Origin of the sequence: Roseburia sp. 831b (assembly GCF_001940165.2) — a bacterium.
Classification (GTDB): domain Bacteria; phylum Bacillota; class Clostridia; order Lachnospirales; family Lachnospiraceae; genus Roseburia.
In genome coordinates, this window is sequence record NZ_CP135162.1 from 565,710 (window position 1) to 583,154 (window position 17,445).

Sequence of the window (17,445 nt, forward strand, 5' to 3'; positions counted from 1 at the left end):
AACCTAACCAAAAGGTGAAAGAGAAAGAGGAGAAATGATGAAGAGAGGAAGTTTGAAAAGATTTTGGAAAAAGACAGCAGTGCTTTCCCTTACCGCAATGTGTGTCTTAAATTTTGGAAGTACTCAGATTGCATGGGCAGAAGGAACGGAAAGTGCGACAGAAGCAGAGACAGCGAGTGAGCAATATAAATTAGAGGCAGGAACTTATCAGGTGCCAATCAAATCTTTGGTAAGCGCTGCACCACTTCCGGCGGTTCAGGAAGCATTTGCAACCGCATTTGGAACACAGGCTGTATTAAACGTAGCGGAAGATGGAAGCATGGAGGCAGTTGTCAATTGCCACAATATGCAGATTAATTTGATGGGAACCATCTATTATGCGAATGTCATGACGGTTCAGGATGCAACGAATCATACCTATCAGACCGTTACTTCTTCAAAAGCGTTTGGTTCAAGTGAGACAGAGCAGATTCAGGCACCGGATGAAGTGTCTTTCCCATTGCCTATAAAGGAGGATGGAACAAGCGTTTTAGAGATTACAGTTGATTTCATGGATAAATTTTTAGGAGGCGGTGATCCATATCCAACCAATGTAACCCTGACACTTGATTTTGACAATGCGAAGAAGAAAACAGATTTTACAGATCTTAAGGATTTTGTAGCGGAGTGCGAAAAGCTTTCAGCAGATTCATATACCAAGGAATCTTACGATGCATTTGCAGCAGTACTGGCAGAGGCAAAAGAAATGGTTGCAGCAGACGATGGCTTTACCGTATCTGAGACAGAGAAAAATGAAATGATGAAGCGTCTTACCGATGCGAAGAACGACTTGGTAGAAGTGACAAAAGATGATGACAGCAAAAAAGACGATGATGGCAAAAAGGATGACGATACCAAGAAGGACGACGACAGCAAGAAAGACGACGATACCAAGAAGGACGACGATACGAAGAAGGACGATGACACGAAGAAAGACGACGACAGCAAGAAGGATGAGTCAGAGAAATTAGAAGATGGAACATATTCCGTATCTGTTGCGTTATATCATGCCACAAAAGATACGTTATCGATGGCTTCTAGTGCGATTTTACCGAATGCCGAAATCGTGGTAAAAGATGGCGTGTCTACCATGTACATTCATACACAGCCGATGACATTTGGCTCGATTACAGCAAGCCTTCAGGAGTTAAAGGTTGCGGATATCAACAATCAGTTCAAGGATGCAGCGGTTACGACAAAATCAAAAGATGGAAACCCAACCGGATTTTCCTTTGTGCTCCCACATCAGGGAAGTTATCTGACTTTAAAAGTAAATCCACATGTTGCCATGATGGGAAATATGGATTTGGATGCCCGCTTGTTTGTTGATTATACAACACTGAAAAAAGTATCGGATGACACCACAGATGATACAAATAAGAATGGTTCTACCACAGATGGTACAGACAACAACGGCTCCACAACCGGCAGCAATGCCACAACAGGCAACAATGGAACTGCAGCCGACAACAACACTACAACAGGCAGCACAGTAAATACAACAAACAACACAGTAACAGCCACGACAGACCATACAGCATCTTCAACTACAATTGTAAATGCAGCATCCGACTGGGATATCGTCGCAGCGCAGCTTGCAGCACTCCAGGAAAAAGGAACGGTTACAGCAGCCGTATCCGATGTCACAGTCGTTTCCAAGACCGTATTGGAGCAGTTAAAAGGACAGGATAAGAACCTTGTAATCCAGCTTGGAAATGGAGCAAGATGGACTATCAATGGAAAAAATATTACAGCGGACAGCTTCCAGGATTTAGACCTTGGTGTTATTTTAAATGCGAATGTGATTCCACAGAATCTGGTAAATCAGGTTGCAGGAAATGGAAACGGCTCCATGCAGATCCACCTAAATCACAACGGAGCATTTGGATTTACTGGAACCTTGACTGTAAATGTCGGAACACAGTATGCAGGACAGTATGCGAACCTTTACTATTACAATGCGTCTACCGGAAAAATGGAACTTGTAGGAAGTTACGCAGTAAATGCAAATGGTGAGACAGATTTGACGTTTACACATGCATCGGACTACGTTCTTGTGATGGACAACGAAGCTTACACCGTGAAAACTCCAACAACAGGAGATGAAAGCAATATGGTATTCGCATTCTTCGTTCTGCTTGCAGGCGCAGGCGTATGCGTTGCATCAGCCAGAAAAAAGTACGAAAAATAATGTTTTAACACAGGATTTGTGCTTTGGCACAAAACCGGAATGTAAAAGAATGGAGATAAAAATGAAAAGAAGTTTGTCAAAAAAGATAGTTCAGTTTTTTGGCGGCGTGGTGATGGCAGCTTTTGTAGCTGCTATTTCCATGCCCGTTTATGCTATGGAGGACGGAGCATATACCGTTGGAAGAAGTACTTCATATGCGAATCCCCAGACGGGAGAGACCGTGGATGGGGGAACCAATATAGCACTCGGTGACAGTATGTGTGCAAGTATTGTGGAAGGAAGCGCATTGGTCGAGCAGTACCAGGGAAGTACTTACGTGACACTTGGAATCGGCTTAATGTCCAATATTACCAGCGTTCGTTTTCAGATTCAGGGGGCAGACGGAAGTTACCGCGAGGTCGCGGCAACACAGACCGGAAGCTGCCAAAGGGATGGGGATACCTGTAATCATTACCGTATTCAGGTAGATTCCGCAGATTTATATATCAGCCCGATTCTATACGTGGTACCGATGGGGCGTGATGTACAGTTTTTTGTAAAATTAGATACAGGTTCTGCAACACCGGGAAGTGGAAATTTTGTCAGTGAAATGATTCCGGCAGCACCGGCAAGCACAACAGCAGAGCCGTCAGCGGAAACAAGTGCGGCTGCTTCCTCCAAGGCATCCGCGGGCAGCACTGCGGCACCAAATGATTCAAGCACATCCGTAGTTACATCAGAGACAAAAGATGCAGCATCCCAAAAGACGGATGAGGATACCGAGGAAGCAGCAGAAATAGAAGAACCGGAGACAGAAAGTCTTGTGGAGGAAACGGAAAGGCTGATGGAGGACACGCAGGCTTTAGAAGCCGACACGGAAAATCGCGTGATGGAGGATACCGAGGACGCCAAAAAGACAAAGGATAAGGAACAAAAAAAGAAAAGTCATGCACCGGTTGTCGCAGGAGTTGTGGTACTTCTTGCAGCAGGTGGAGGGGCAGGTTATTGGTTTTATAGAAAGAAAAGGATGTAGAAAATGAAAAAGATTCGAATTGTGGCAGTATGTCTGTCACTGTTATTGCTCACAGGCTGCGTGGACCAGTCTGCACCCAAGGAGTCTGGGCAGGCATCGGAACGTGCAACAGAGCAAAATAAGACAGAAAACCAGCAGGAGAACGAGACAGGGGAAAAAGAGGTAGAAAATCAGCAGGAGAATGGCGAAAGGGTTGTTGCAACTTCTGTGGCGACTTGTGAAATTTTAGACAAACTTGGGATTGATTCTGTGGTAGGCGTTCCACAAACGGATAGCTATACCATCCCCAAGCGTTATGAAGATGCAGTCAGTATCGGTTCCCCGATGGCACCGGATATGGAGGTTGTCGCATCACTTAAGCCGACGCTGATTCTATCCCCCAATTCCCTGCAAGGAGAGTTAGAACCTCAATACGATAACATCGGTGTGGAAAGCTATTTCCTGGATTTAAAGAGTACAGAAGGCATGTATCGCTCCATCGAGGAATTAGGAGAGAAACTGAATGCCGCCGAGAATGCAAAAGCTTTGGTCGATGAGTATGAGACATTTTTGCAGTCATATCAGGAAAAGCATGAGGAAAAAGAGGCTCCGACGGTTTTGATTCTGATGGGACTTCCGGGTTCTTATGTTGTGGCAACCGAGAGCAGTTATGTCGGAAGTTTGGTAAAGCTTGCCGGAGGCGTCAATGTATATGGGGATGGAGACGGTTCTGATTTTTTAAATATCAATCCAGAAGACATGGTGGAAAAGAACCCGGATCTTATTTTGCGGACTTCCCATGCGATGCCGGAACAGGTGAAGCAGATGTTTGCGACAGAGTTTTCCACAAATGAAATCTGGCAGCATTTTACTGCGGTTTCCGAGGGAAGAGTCTATGACCTCGATAATGAAAAATTTGGGATGAGTGCCAATTTCCGTTATCAGGAAGCACTAGAGGACTTAGAGCCGATTTTGTATGGCAAGGAGTAGAACGATGGCTTTGAAAAAGAAAATAGGGGCAAAAAGAATTGTATTCGTTTATGTATTTACGACGGCTGCATTGCTGTTACTTTTGTTTGCATCGGTAAATATCGGCAGCATCAAAGTGACACCCATGCAGATGTTAAAAGGGCTGTTTGTCGCTTATGATGAACAGGTGGCAACCATCTATCACCTTCGTTTCCCAAGAATTTTTATTGCGATGGCAGGAGGAGCCGCGGTTGCGGTCTCTGGCGTATTGCTTCAGGCAGTCATGAAAAATCCATTGGCAGACCCGGGAATCCTTGGCATCAGTTCGGGTGCAAGCTTAGCGTCGGTTCTTATTACCATGTTTTTTCCGGCGATGTTTTTTTCGATTCCGGTCTTCGCCTTTTTAGGCGGAATCGCTGCATGTGCGCTGGTCTATGTATTATCCTGGAAGGGCGGGTTACATCCGCTGCGTGTGATTTTAACCGGTGTTGCCGTGAATGCATTTTTTACAGGACTGCTTTCGGCAGGAAACAGTATGCTTGGAAAAGATTACACCGGAGCCGCAAGTATCATAGATGGCAATATCAGCATGAAGACCTGGGATGATTTTAAAATGCTGATTTTTTATACGGTCATCGGGCTTGTGCTATCGCTTGTGCTTGCGAAATACTGCGATATTTTAGGACTTGAGGATAAGACGATTCTCTCTCTCGGAATTCACGTGAATGCGTCAAGAATGGGAATCTCAGTTGTTGCGGTTTTACTGGCATCCGTCAGCACAGCGGTCATGGGGAGCATTAGCTTTCTTGGACTTTTAGTGCCGCATATTGCAAGGCTTCTGGTTGGAAACAGCCATAAAATCTTATTGCCATATACGATGATACTGGGAGCTTTTACCCTTTTGGCTGCAGATACGCTTGGAAGAACGATTGCATATCCGTATGAGATTAGTGCAGCCGTTGTGATGGCGGTCATCGGCGGTCCATGTTTTATTTTACTGTTAAGGAGGTCGGCACACACGTATGAACAAGGTTAAGACAGTTTATGAAGCAAAGAATCTGTCCTTTTCCTATGGGAAAAATAAGGTTTTAGATGATATTAGCTTTTCCATCAAGGAAGGAAAGGTCACAACGTTAATCGGCGCAAACGGTTGCGGAAAGTCGACGCTGTTTCAGCTTTTGACCAGAAATTTGACACCGGATGTTGGAACGATTCTTCTAGAGCAGGAAGATATTTCCAAAATGCGTCTGAAAGAACTTGCAAAAAAAGTTGCAATCGTGCATCAGTACCATGTGACACCACAGGATCTGACAGTAGAAAAGCTGGTTGCATACGGCAGGCTTCCACATCAATCCATCCTTGGCAGCTTTCACAAAAAAGAATCGGATGGGGTAAGAAAGAGACAGCTTGACCAGGAAAAAATTGACTGGGCGCTTTCCGTGACCAACACCGATAAAATAAGAAAAAAGGCAGTGCTTGATCTCTCAGGCGGACAAAGGCAGCGTGTTTTCATTGCAATGGCATTAGCGCAGGACACAAAGCTTTTACTTTTGGATGAGCCAACTACCTATCTGGATATCCGTTACCAGGTGCAGATTCTTGGACTCGTGCGGGAATTGAATGAGACATACGGGATGACAATTGTGATGGTGTTACACGACATCAATCAGGCATTTGCTTACAGTGATGAGATTCTTGCACTAAAAAATGGGAAAATAGTGGCGCAGGGGGAACCAGCCAGACTGATTGATGAAGAACTGATTCAAACGGTATATGATGTCAAGCTGCCGGTTTACTCCATTGAGGAAAAAAAGGTTGTCTTAGCGGTGTAAGAAAAGATTGACTTTCTTTCGAAAAGTATTATAATGAAAACCAAGTTGTTTACTAGGAATTATAGGAATGGAGTTATAATACGAAATGGAAATGGTAGAACAGATTAAGAAATTACAGGAAGAAAAGGATGTTGTCATTTTGGCACATTATTATGTAGATGGAGCCGTACAGGAGATTGCGGACTATGTCGGAGACTCTTACTATTTAAGCAAGGTCGCAACACAGGTAAAACAGAAGAATATCCTGTTTTGCGGCGTCAGCTTTATGGGGGAGAGTGCGAAGATTTTGAATCCGGAAAAGACGGTTGTGATGGCGGACGAAACCGCAGACTGTCCGATGGCGCACATGGTTACCGTAGAGCAGATTGCAGAGGTAAGAGCGCAGTATGAGGACCTTGCCGTAGTCTGTTATGTAAACTCAACGGCTGAAATCAAGGCAGTCTCGGATGTCTGTGTAACATCCTCCAATGCGGTTCGCGTTGTGAAGAATCTGAAAGAGAAGAACATCTTTTTCGTGCCGGATGAGAACCTGGGAAGATATGTCGCAGAAAAACTGCCGGAGAAGCATTTTATTTTCCACGATGGATTCTGCCATGTACATAAAAGCATCAAAGCAGAGAATTTAAAGGCAGCAAAAAATGTGTATCCAGATGCACTTGTGCTGACGCATCCAGAGTGTACCGCAGATGTGATTGCATTGTCTGATTTTGTCGGAAGTACCTCTGAAATCATTGATTTTGCAACAAAGAGTGATGCAGAAAAGTTCATCATCTGTACCGAGATGGGCGTTTTTTTTGAACTTTCCCAGAAGAATCCAAAGAAGAAATTCTATTCGGTCGGTCACCGTCAGTTCTGCCCGAATATGAAAAAGGTGACACTTGAGAAGGTGTTACAGGCATTAGAAACGATGGAACCGGTGATGGAGCTTCCAGAGGATGTGAGAGTGAACGCCGAGAAACCGCTTTCCCGTATGCTAGAACTTGCAAAATAAAAAGGAGGGACGGCAATGTCAAAAAAAGAGATTTTAAAGCTGTCCTTCGTAAAGTCCATACCCATATTATGCAGCTATCTGTTTGTGAGCATGGCATATGGCATGATGATGGAAGAAGCCGGATTTCACTGGTATTGGTCGCTGTTTGTCAGTATGACCGTCTATACCGGTGCGTTCCAGTTCCTTCTTATCACACTTTTAAGCAGTGGTGCATCTATTTTTACAATTGCGCTCACTGCTTTTTTTATGAACAGCAGACAGGTGTTTTACAGCCTTACATTTGTAAATGAATTCAAGAAAAAGAAAAAACGTCTTCCCTATCTGATTCATACGATGACGGACGAGACGTACGCTATCAACTGCAGCCTCACACTCCCGGAGGAGGAAAAACAGGATGTGATGTTTTACGTTGCCTTTTTCAGCCGTTGTTACTGGATGATAGGAGCGGTGCTTGGTGGAATGATTGGACAGATTCTTCCCTTTGATATGGAAGGAATTGATTTTTGCATGACGGCACTTTTTGTGATTATCTTTATCGACCAGTGGGAACATGCCACGACACACCGGCCGGCACTGTTTGGAATTGGAATCGGCATGGTCTGTCTGCTTTTGTTTGGAAAAAATAGTTTTATGCTCCCGGCACTCCTTTTTACTTCCGGGATTTTGCTCGCCGGAATCTTGTATGAGGATGAAAAAAGAGAAAAGAATCAGAGGAAGAAGGAGGAAAAGGCATGACAATACGAATGATAGGAATTGTATTACTCTGTGCGGGCATTACGTTTTTCCTCCGGGCAGTTCCGTTTCTTGCCTTTTCAGGAGACAGAAAGATGCCAGCCTCGCTTGAGCAGCTTGGAAAAGTGCTGCCTTCTACACTGATGGCAATTTTGATTCTTTACTGTCTGCGGGATGTGCCGACCGGTGGTTTACATAATGCAATTTCCAAGCTTGTGGCGGTTCTTGTCGTAGGCGTCAGTTACAAACGAAAGCATCATACTTTTTTAAGCATTGTATTAGGAACGGCGGTGTATATGATATTGTTGCGGATTTTCTAAAGAAATCTAGACCGGGAACGAAAAATGTGATAAAACTAGATTAGAATAGAAACAATTTGCCACCTGAAGGATAATAGGAGAAGTAGATGGGATATCAGTTACCGAAGGAAAATGAAAAGATTTTTCGTGAAAAATTAGAACATATCTGTAAAAATTCAAGGTTGTTGTCGTCACACAAGTTCATGCAGCATGGTTCGACAAGTGTGTTCCGGCATAGTGTGTCGGTTGCATATGTCAGCTATTGTCTTGCAATCAAGTGGAAGGTTAAAGTTGACATGGATGCTCTGATTCGAGGAGCGCTGTTACACGATTACTTTCTGTATGACTGGCATGAGAAAGACGCATCTCACAGATGGCACGGCTATCATCATGCGGATAAGGCATTGAAGAATGCAGCGGAAGAGTTTGAGCTGACTGCGATTGAAAAAGATATGATTTTCTGTCACATGTTTCCACTGAATCTCACCAGAATTCCAAAGTATAAAGAAAGCTGGATTTTATGCTATGCGGATAAGCTTTGTTCCAGTGCCGAGACTGCAAAAGGGTTCAAAGAAGCAGGAGAACAGATTGCGATGAGTCTGCTTGCAAGGTTTCGGATGGCATAAAAATCAGAAAAGACATTTTGTAAGGTATCGTTTTTCAAACAAGAAATCGCCCAGACCGTGAGGTCTGAGCGATTTTTTTGTCGGTGGAAATTTCATTTCAAAAGCGGATTACTTATGCTTCTGCCAAATTTCCTGTGTATAACTGATAATATTTTCCGTGTTCGGCAATCAACTGGTCATGGTTGCCGCGTTCGATGACGCGTCCCTGTTCCAAAACGATGATACAGTCGGAGTTCTTGACGGTGGAGAGACGATGTGCAATGACAAATGTAGTTCTGCCATGCATCAGCTTATCCATACCATCCTGCACGATTTTTTCCGTTCTGGTATCGATGGAACTTGTTGCTTCATCAAGGATTAAAACAGGAGGATCGGCGATGGCTGCACGCGCAATGGCGAGAAGCTGGCGCTGTCCCTGGCTTAAGTTTGCACCGTCTCCGGTCAGCATGGTGTTGTAACCATCCGGCAGCTGGCGGATAAAGGTATCGGCATTTGCAAGTTTTGCGGCTGCGATGACTTCCTCCTCGGTTGCATCGAGTTTTCCGTAACGGATGTTATCCATAACAGTTGCGGTAAATAAATGTGTATCCTGCAATACAATGCCAAGAGAGGAACGAAGATCGTCCTTTTTAATCTTGTTGATGTTGATGCCGTCGTAACGGATTTTACCATCCTGAATATCGTAGAATCGGTTAATCAGGTTGGTGATGGTTGTTTTACCGGCACCGGTACTTCCAACAAAGGCAATTTTTTGTCCCGGTGTTGCGTAGAGGTCAACGTTGTGCAAGACAATTTTGTCCGGGTTATAACCAAAGTCGACATCATCAAAGACAACATCACCTTTTAATTCTTTATACTCAACAGAGCCGTCCGCCTGGTGTGTATGCTTCCATGCCCAAAGACCGGTATGCTCGTTGGTTTCTACAATCTGTCCATTTTCCTTTTTTGCATTGACTAAAGTAACATATCCTTCGTCGGTTTCGACTTCCTCGTCTAAGAGGTCAAAGATTCGCTCACATCCGGCAAGTGCCATGACGATGTTGTTTAACTGCATACTAATCTGGCTGACCGGCTGGTTGAAGCTCTTGTTAAAGGTCAAAAAGCTTGCAAGTCCGCCGAGGGTGAAGCCGCCAACCTGATTTAGGGCAAGTGCGCCACCGACAATCGCGCAGAGTACATAGCTGATATTTCCAATCTGTGCAACAACCGGCATTAAGATGTTACCAAAAGCGTTTGCGTTATCTGCACTTTGGAATAACTTGTCATTTAAGACATTGAAATCTTCGATACTTTCTTCCTCATGCGTAAAGACTTTTACTACTTTTTGTCCATTCATCATTTCTTCAATGTAACCATTTAAGGTTGCAATATCACGCTGCTGGGCAATGAAGTATTTCGCACTCTGGCCACCGATTTTTTTCGTGCAGATTAACATAATACCTACCATGACAAGGGTAAGGATGGTCAGTGGAACATTGAATGCAATCATGCACACAAAGACACTGACAATCGTAATCACGCTGTTTAAAAGCTGTGGCATACTCTGGCTGATCATCTGACGCAGCGTATCGATATCGTTTGTGTAGGTTGACATAATATCGCCATGCGGATGTGTGTCAAAGTAACGGATTGGAAGTTCTTCCATATGCGTGAACATATCGTTACGAAGGTTGCGAAGTGTTCCCTGGGATACATAAATCATCAGTTTACTCTGCGCATAAGCTGCGACAATACCGATGGCATAAAACACAGCGACACGTTCAATGGCATGTAACAGACCGCTAAAATCCGGAGCATCGGAAGAAAGAAGCGGTGTGATATAACCGTCAACCAACGTTCTCATAAAAGCAGTTCCCTGTACGTTTGCCAATACAGATACAAAAATCAAAATGACAACCAGCACGAGATGAACGGCATAGTTTTTCATCAGATAGCGTAATAACCGAAGGAAAAGTTTTCCTGGATTTTTTACATTGGATTTACGTCCAGGAGCGCCTGGATTTTTTGGATTCTTTGGCATTATGCAGCACCTCCTTCATCAAAGTCACCGCCGCCTTTTGTCTGGGACTCATAGACATCGCGGTAAATTTCGTTTGTTTTTAATAATGCTTCATGTGTGTCAAAGCCGCTGATGACACCATCATCAAGGACAATGATACGGTCTGCATTCTGCACAGAGGAAATTCTCTGGGCAATGATTAATTTGGTTGTACCCGGAATCTCTTTGGCAAAGGCCTCGCGGATTCTTGCATCGGTAGCGGTATCCACCGCACTAGTGCTGTCGTCTAAGATTAAAATCTTAGGATTCTTTAAAAGTGCTCTTGCGATACAAAGCCGCTGTTTCTGACCGCCGGATATGTTTGTTCCACCCTGCTCAATGTGGGTGTTGTATTTGTCAGGAAAACGTTCAATAAATTCATCTGCGCAGGCAGCCTCGCAGGCACGCTTGCATTCTTCCTCGGTCGCATTCTTATTTCCCCAGCGGAGATTATCTAAGATAGAGCCGGAGAAGAGAACATTGTTCTGCAGTACGACGGAAACCTCATTACGAAGAGTGTCCATATCGTAGTTGCGGACATCGATGCCGCCGACTTTTACAGATCCTGCTGTCACATCGTAAAGACGGCTGATTAAGTTGACAAACGAAGTCTTAGAACTTCCGGTACCGCCGATGATACCAATGGTTTCACCTGGGTGAATGGTAAGGTTAATATCGGAAAGAACCGGTTTTTCTGCAGTCTTATTATATTGGAAGAAAACGTGGTCGAATTCAATGCTTCCGTCTGCAATCTCATAGACTGGATGTTTTGGGTTGGAAAGATCACTTTTTTCTTCGATGATTTCTACAATACGCTCGGCACTTGCCATACTCATGGTTAACATAACGAATACCATGGAAAGGAACATCAGACTCATCATGATGTTCATACAATAGGTAAGAAGACTCATCAGTTCACCGGTGGAAAGGGAGCCGGCCACAATCATTTTTGCACCGAACCAGCTGATTAAGATAATGCAGGCATAAACGGTTAAAAACATGGCAGGGTTGTTCCAGACAACAACACTTTCTGCTTTGACAAACATTTTGTAGATGTTCTCACTTGCAGCGGTAAAACGTTTTTTCTCATATTTTTCACGCACATAAGCTTTTACTACACGAATCGCAGATACATTTTCCTGAACAGAGGCATTTAAGTCATCGTATTTTGGAAATACCTGGGAAAAGTATTTGTAAGCCTTTGTCGTAATAAATGCAAGGAAAAGTCCTAACACGATAACGGCAATTAGATAGATGCAGGCAATTCTTGCATTGATGAAAAAGGACATGCACATTGCACAAATCAGACTGATTGGGGCACGTACACACATACGCAAAATCATCTGGTATGCCATCTGGACGTTGGTGACGTCTGTCGTAAGACGGGTAACAAGACCAGCCGTGCTGTACTTATCAATATTGGAAAAAGAAAAAGTCTGGATGTTTTCATACATCGCTTTTCTTAAGTTGCGCGCAAATCCGGTTGAAGCACGCGCACCGTATTTTCCGCCTAAGATACCAAACAACAGACTAAAGCATGCGGCAATTACCATATAAATTCCCATCTTATAGATGTGATGGATATCGCCGGCATTGACACCTTTGTCGATGATGGATGCCATCATAAGCGGAATGATTGTCTCCATGATAACCTCTGCTACCATGAAAACGGGAGTAAGAAGGGAATCCTTTTTGAATTCCTTAATTTGAGCTCCTAAAGTTTTTAACATGTCATCACTTCCTTTATTATTATTTGCGAAGAATCACAAAAATGTGTTCTTCAGGCTTTGTACGAATACAAAAAAAACTTGCATTTTAAATGTTAGTGTGCTAACAATATATTTATAAGGCATTAAAAAAAGAATGTCAATCCTTATTTCAAACCGGAGGAAGACAGATGGATCACCAGAATACCCTTGGTCACAAGTTTCGAATCATCAACAAAGAGATTCGCAATAATATGGAAGAAAAGAAAATCGCGAACGGGGATGATTTGACGCCAATGCAGCGTTGGACGATTGGGTTTTTATATGATCACCAGGGGGAGAAAATCTATCAGCGTGATATAGAAGAGTTGTTTTCTGTATCGAGAGCAACGACAAGCAATATTCTTTCCTTAATGGAAAAAAAGGGACTCATCGAGCGCATTTCCAGTGAACAGGATGCAAGGAAAAAGCAAGTGCTTCTGACTGAGAAGTCAAGAAAAATGATGTGTCAGGTAGAAAAAGATGTCAGAGAGATGGAAGAAAAAATACTGTCAGGCATGACGCAGGAGGAGGAGGCACAGTTTCGAAATTATTTAGACCGTGTGATTCAAAATCTTGGGGGAGAAGTGGACTGTATGAAACAACATCTTGTGGTTAAGGAAGACATGTAAAAAAGTAACAAGATTTTGGTGAAAATTTAGTTATATTGAATAAAGGTAGCGTGGTTACTGGGTTTCACGCTATCTTTTTTTGAATTCGTTGACATAACAACACACATAATCTAGATTCGTTCATTGACAAAAACACAATATATTGTATAATAGGCTTATCAAATCATTCTTGCAAAAGAGAAGGATTTTTGTACGGAGTATGGTAATACGCAAAAATATAGAAGGAGAGTCAGAAAATGAAAATTATTAAGCGAAGTGGTGTAGAAGATATTTTTGATATCGATAAAATTGAGGCTGCAATTCGCAAGGCAAATGAAAGTGTCATTGATTACGAAAAGTTAAGTGATGAGAGAATCGAGGAGATTCTTTCTAACGTAGAGAAAGCATGCGAGAATATGAAACGTTCTCCAAGTGTGGAAGAGATTCAGGATATGGTGGAAAACCAGTTGATGAACCAGCGTGCTTTTAACGTAGCCAGAAATTATATCACCTATCGCTATAAGAGAGCTCTGATTCGTAAATCAAACTCAACAGATGAACAGATTTTAAGTCTGTTAGAGTGTAACAATGAGGAAGTAAAACAGGAGAATTCCAATAAGAACCCGACGGTCAACAGCGTACAAAGAGATTACATGGCGGGCGAGGTAAGTAAGGATATCACAAAGAGATTCTTATTACCACAAGATATTGTGGAGGCGCATGAAAAAGGAATCATCCATTTCCATGATGCAGATTATTTCGCACAGCACATGCATAACTGCTGCCTGGTAAACCTTGAGGACATGCTTCAGAACGGAACTGTCATCAGCGAGACCATGATTGACCGTCCAAGAAGCTTTTCTACGGCATGTAACATTGCCACACAGGCAATTGCACAGATTGCAAGTTCCCAGTATGGCGGACAGAGTATCTCACTTGCACATTTAGCACCATTTGTACAGGTGAGCCGTGAAAAATTCCGTGCTGCAGTCCGTAAAGAATTTGAAACAGCAGGAATTGAACTGGATGAAGAAAAGATTAATGAAGTTGCAGAACTTCGTGTCAAAGAAGAAATCAATCGTGGTGTCCAGATGATTCAGTACCAGGTTATCACATTGATGACGACAAATGGACAGGCTCCTTTTATCACGGTCTTTATGTACTTAAATGAAGTAAAAGACGAGCAGACCAAGGCCGATTTGGCAGCAATCATTGAGGAAATGCTTCACCAGAGAATCAAAGGTGTAAAGAATGAAAAAGGTGTTTACATTACACCTGCCTTCCCAAAACTGATTTATGTGTTAGAGGAAGATAACATCAAAGAGGGAACAAAATACTGGGAGTTAACCAAATTAGCAGCAGAGTGTACGGCAAAGAGAATGGTTCCGGATTACATTTCCGAGAAGATTATGAAAAAATTAAAACAGGGTAACTGCTACACCTGTATGGGATGCCGTTCTTTCTTAACGGTATACAAGGATGAGAATGATAAATTCAAGTTCTACGGAAGATTCAACCAGGGTGTTGTAACGTTGAACTTAGTAGACGTTGCCTGCTCTTCTGGAAAAGACATGGATAAGTTCTGGGAACTTTTAGATGAGAGATTAGAGTTGTGCCATCGTGCCTTGATGGCAAGACACAATCGTTTGAAAGGAACTCCATCCGATGTTGCTCCAATTCTTTGGCAGAACGGTGCATTAGCACGTCTGAAAAAAGGAGAGACCATCGATAAGTTGTTATATGGCGGATATTCTACTATTTCACTAGGATATGCGGGACTTTGTGAATGTACCCGTTATATGAAGGGAGTTTCCCACACAGATCCAGAGGGAACACCATTTGCATTAGAGGTTATGCATAAGTTAAACGATGCTTGTGAGAAGTGGAAAAAAGAGCATAATATCGACTTTAGTTTATACGGAACACCATTAGAGTCCACCACATACAAATTTGCAAAATGTTTGCAGAAACGTTTTGGCAGAATTCCAGGTGTTACAGACAAGAACTATATCACAAACAGCTATCATGTTCACGTTACAGAGGAAATGAATGCATTCGATAAATTAAAATTCGAATCCCAGTTCCAGGAGTTATCGCCAGGTGGTGCCATCAGTTATGTAGAAGTTCCAAACATGCAGAACAATCTGGATGCGGTACTTTCTGTTATGCAGTATATCTACGATAACATCATGTATGCAGAGCTTAACACCAAGAGTGATTACTGTCAGGAATGTGGCTATACCGGAGAGATTCAGATTGTCACCGATACCGATGGAAAATTAATCTGGGAATGCCCGAACTGCGGAAACCGTGATCAGAATAAGATGAGTGTTGCAAGAAGAACCTGCGGTTACATTGGAACACAGTTCTGGAACCAGGGTAGAACACAGGAAATCAAAGAACGAGTTTTACATTTATAATAGGAAAAACAGGATGTCACAAAGAAAAATAGCATTTTTTGATATAGATGGAACCATTACATCTGAGAAGGACGGTTCGATACCGGACAGCGCTGTTCTTGCAATCAGACAGGCGAGAGAGAACGGACATTTGATGTTTATCAACACAGGCCGCTGTTTTCAGAATGTGGAGCCACGTTTCAGGGAAATTGGCTTTGATGGGTATGTGTGTGGCTGTGGCACAAATATTTATTATCATGGAGAAGAACTACTTTATGTAAACCAAACACATGAAGTAGTAAGTGAACTTTTAGAGGCAGCACGAAGGACGGACGTCGATATCTGTTTTGAGTCAAGAGAAGAGGTTATTTTCGATACCAGCAGACCGATTCATCATCCAGACGCAAAGAAACAGTACTATGAATTTAAGGAACGCCATTATGATATGTCACATGATCCGGAAGCGGATGATTTTATCTGTGATAAGTTTGTAATTTGGTATGAAAAGGAAGAACAGCTTATCGAGTTTAAAAAGACCAGTGACCGCTATTTTGACTGTATCGACCGCGGTGGAACTTTCCGGGAATTTGTTCCACATCACTATTCAAAGGCGACCGGAATCGAGTTCCTCTTAACGCATTTTGCATTAAAATTAGAAAATGCCTATGCATTTGGGGACAGCAATAACGATTTGCCAATGCTTGGCTTTGTCCCACACAGCGTCGCAATGGGAAATGCAATGCCAGAGTCCTTAAAAGAGCGGGTATCCTACGTGACAACAAAAGCGAGCGAGGATGGAATCCAGAAAGCACTAGAGCATTTCGGATTTTTCGCATAAAGAAAACAGGAGAAAACGCATGATAGTTACCAGAACTTTCAGGTACCATCACGGTTTCTCCTGTTTTTTTGAGTGTAATTTTAGGATAAATTCAAATGTTTATCCGCCTGATTGTACTTGACTTATAAAGCAAGAAGGTTTGCTGCAAACTGTGATTCTAAAAGCGTTTTTGACAGGCAGGCTGCGTAGAAAGAAGAGAGCGCAAGTTCCGTTACAGAAGAATACTGCACGTAATGCCAGTGAAGCTTTTCTTTCCAGTTCTCAAGCGTAATCAGTTTGTCCTCATCAAGATGATAGTCAAAAAGATGATTCCGCAGCTCATAGGCAGCCGCATACTCGAAGAAATGGAACAGCATTTTCCCGGCCGCATCAAAGTCGGTAATCTCTGGCAGTTTTACAAACCCATAACGTTTCATTGCGGAGAACTTAGAGGCAGTTCCGCGCAGAGAGCTTGAAATTTCGCCACTTAACAGCTGCTCGATGCTGGTATTCTGATATCCAAGTGTCGCGTTGGCAAGCGTGTCAATCAATTCCAAAAACGCTTCGTTTGCAAGGCAGTTTTTCAGACCAAAGTATTCATTCATAAAATCGTAGAGTACAAAGTCCTCACAGGTAAAATGAAGGTCCTCCCAGTAAAGCTCGGCAAATTTTGGGAAAAGTTCCTCCATGGAAATGCGGTGCTTGGTGAAAATCTGATACAAGGCTGCAAAAAAATCGGCTTCCGTCTGAATGAGAGCCTTCAGATTTAAGTCAGGTTCATCAAAATCGGTTGCACAAACAGCCGGTCGTTCCTCTGCGAGTACGGACTCAAAAATACGCTGTCCGGCGCAGGTCTCATCATTTACAATTGTAATTGCAACAAGAAGCAGATAAGGTTCCATGCTGTTCGCCGTAAATCCTGTTGAAAAATAGAAATCCTCTGACAGGAACGCTTCTATTTTTGAAAAATCAGAGCGTGTAAAAGTGTAAGGAAGTCTCTTAGAAAGGGACACTGCAAAATCCGGGTTATCTTTTTGGATTGCAGCAAGAAAACGATAACTTACATACGTTAAAAAACGATTCTCTGCAAAAGCAGGACCGTTGCTTAGATATTCCATTAAAAATTCGGTTGGGAAAAATGGTTCAAAACGCTGATTCATACTAA

The 17,445-nt window shown here is 42.9% G+C and carries 15 protein-coding genes; 12 read left to right on the forward strand and 3 right to left on the reverse strand.

The genetic code is table 11. The annotated features are described in order from the left end of the window. The first annotated feature begins 34 nt into the window (after positions 1–34). The 9 genes from BIV16_RS02485 (at position 35) to BIV16_RS02525 (ending at position 8,670) form a co-directional block, all read left to right on the forward strand. Positions 35–2,230, forward strand: a complete 2,196-nt coding sequence (locus BIV16_RS02485; protein ID WP_143524702.1) for an NEAT domain-containing protein — start codon at positions 35–37, stop codon at positions 2,228–2,230. Between the two features lie 61 nt (positions 2,231–2,291). Further along, complete coding sequence (locus tag BIV16_RS02490) at positions 2,292–3,242, forward strand: heme-binding Shp domain-containing protein (RefSeq protein WP_242940319.1); 951 nt, start codon at positions 2,292–2,294, stop codon at positions 3,240–3,242. A gap of 3 nt (positions 3,243–3,245) precedes the next feature. Next, positions 3,246–4,211, forward strand: a complete 966-nt coding sequence (gene isdE / locus BIV16_RS02495; RefSeq protein WP_075679495.1) for a heme ABC transporter substrate-binding protein IsdE — start codon at positions 3,246–3,248, stop codon at positions 4,209–4,211. A 4-nt stretch (positions 4,212–4,215) separates the two neighbouring features. Then, positions 4,216–5,226, forward strand: a complete 1,011-nt coding sequence (locus tag BIV16_RS02500; protein ID WP_173664532.1) for a FecCD family ABC transporter permease — start codon at positions 4,216–4,218, stop codon at positions 5,224–5,226. After that, positions 5,213–6,022, forward strand: coding sequence for an ABC transporter ATP-binding protein (locus BIV16_RS02505; RefSeq protein ID WP_075679494.1), 810 nt, complete (start codon positions 5,213–5,215; stop codon positions 6,020–6,022). The genes BIV16_RS02500 and BIV16_RS02505 overlap by 14 nt, the downstream gene beginning before the upstream one ends. An 85-nt stretch (positions 6,023–6,107) precedes the next feature. Next, the gene (gene nadA, locus BIV16_RS02510) at positions 6,108–7,013 is read left to right on the forward strand and encodes a quinolinate synthase NadA (protein WP_075679493.1); all 906 of its coding nucleotides are present in this window, start codon (positions 6,108–6,110) and stop codon (positions 7,011–7,013) included. 15 nt (positions 7,014–7,028) lie between these two features. Next, entirely contained in the window at positions 7,029–7,748 is a 720-nt protein-coding gene (locus BIV16_RS02515) for an AzlC family ABC transporter permease (RefSeq protein WP_075679492.1), read from the forward strand. Continuing rightward, on the forward strand, positions 7,745–8,065 hold the full coding sequence (locus BIV16_RS02520; RefSeq protein ID WP_075679491.1) for a branched-chain amino acid transporter permease: 321 nt from the start codon (positions 7,745–7,747) through the stop codon (positions 8,063–8,065). The genes BIV16_RS02515 and BIV16_RS02520 overlap by 4 nt, the downstream gene beginning before the upstream one ends. 86 nt (positions 8,066–8,151) lie before the next feature. Continuing rightward, entirely contained in the window at positions 8,152–8,670 is a 519-nt protein-coding gene (locus BIV16_RS02525; protein ID WP_075679490.1) for an HD domain-containing protein, read from the forward strand. A gap of 112 nt (positions 8,671–8,782) precedes the next feature. Here BIV16_RS02525 and BIV16_RS02530 read toward each other — a convergent pair whose 3' ends face one another. Together BIV16_RS02530 and BIV16_RS02535 are read right to left on the reverse strand one after the other, a co-directional pair. After that, positions 8,783–10,690 (reverse strand): ABC transporter ATP-binding protein, encoded by a 1,908-nt coding sequence (locus BIV16_RS02530; RefSeq protein ID WP_075679489.1) that lies wholly within the window; start codon positions 10,688–10,690, stop codon positions 8,783–8,785. After that, positions 10,690–12,438: an ABC transporter ATP-binding protein gene (locus BIV16_RS02535; RefSeq protein WP_075679488.1), complete on the reverse strand. Its 1,749-nt coding sequence runs from the start codon at positions 12,436–12,438 to the stop codon at positions 10,690–10,692. Before BIV16_RS02535 ends, BIV16_RS02530 begins: the two co-directional genes overlap by 1 nt. A 167-nt stretch (positions 12,439–12,605) precedes the next feature. On the opposite strand from BIV16_RS02535, the gene BIV16_RS02540 reads away from it, so the two are divergent. The 3 genes from BIV16_RS02540 to BIV16_RS02550 all read left to right on the forward strand — a co-directional run bounded on the left by BIV16_RS02540 (position 12,606) and on the right by BIV16_RS02550 (position 16,301). Then, the gene (locus BIV16_RS02540) at positions 12,606–13,085 is read left to right on the forward strand and encodes a MarR family winged helix-turn-helix transcriptional regulator (RefSeq protein ID WP_075679487.1); all 480 of its coding nucleotides are present in this window, start codon (positions 12,606–12,608) and stop codon (positions 13,083–13,085) included. Between the two features lie 236 nt (positions 13,086–13,321). Beyond that, on the forward strand, positions 13,322–15,484 hold the full coding sequence (gene nrdD, locus BIV16_RS02545) for an anaerobic ribonucleoside-triphosphate reductase (RefSeq protein WP_075679486.1): 2,163 nt from the start codon (positions 13,322–13,324) through the stop codon (positions 15,482–15,484). A 13-nt stretch (positions 15,485–15,497) separates the two neighbouring features. Continuing rightward, the gene (locus BIV16_RS02550) at positions 15,498–16,301 is read left to right on the forward strand and encodes a Cof-type HAD-IIB family hydrolase (RefSeq protein ID WP_075679485.1); all 804 of its coding nucleotides are present in this window, start codon (positions 15,498–15,500) and stop codon (positions 16,299–16,301) included. A gap of 122 nt (positions 16,302–16,423) precedes the next feature. Here the strand turns inward: BIV16_RS02550 and BIV16_RS02555 are convergent, their stop codons facing one another. Continuing rightward, positions 16,424–17,440: a hypothetical protein gene (locus BIV16_RS02555; RefSeq protein WP_075679484.1), complete on the reverse strand. Its 1,017-nt coding sequence runs from the start codon at positions 17,438–17,440 to the stop codon at positions 16,424–16,426. Positions 17,441–17,445: the final 5 nt, after the last annotated feature.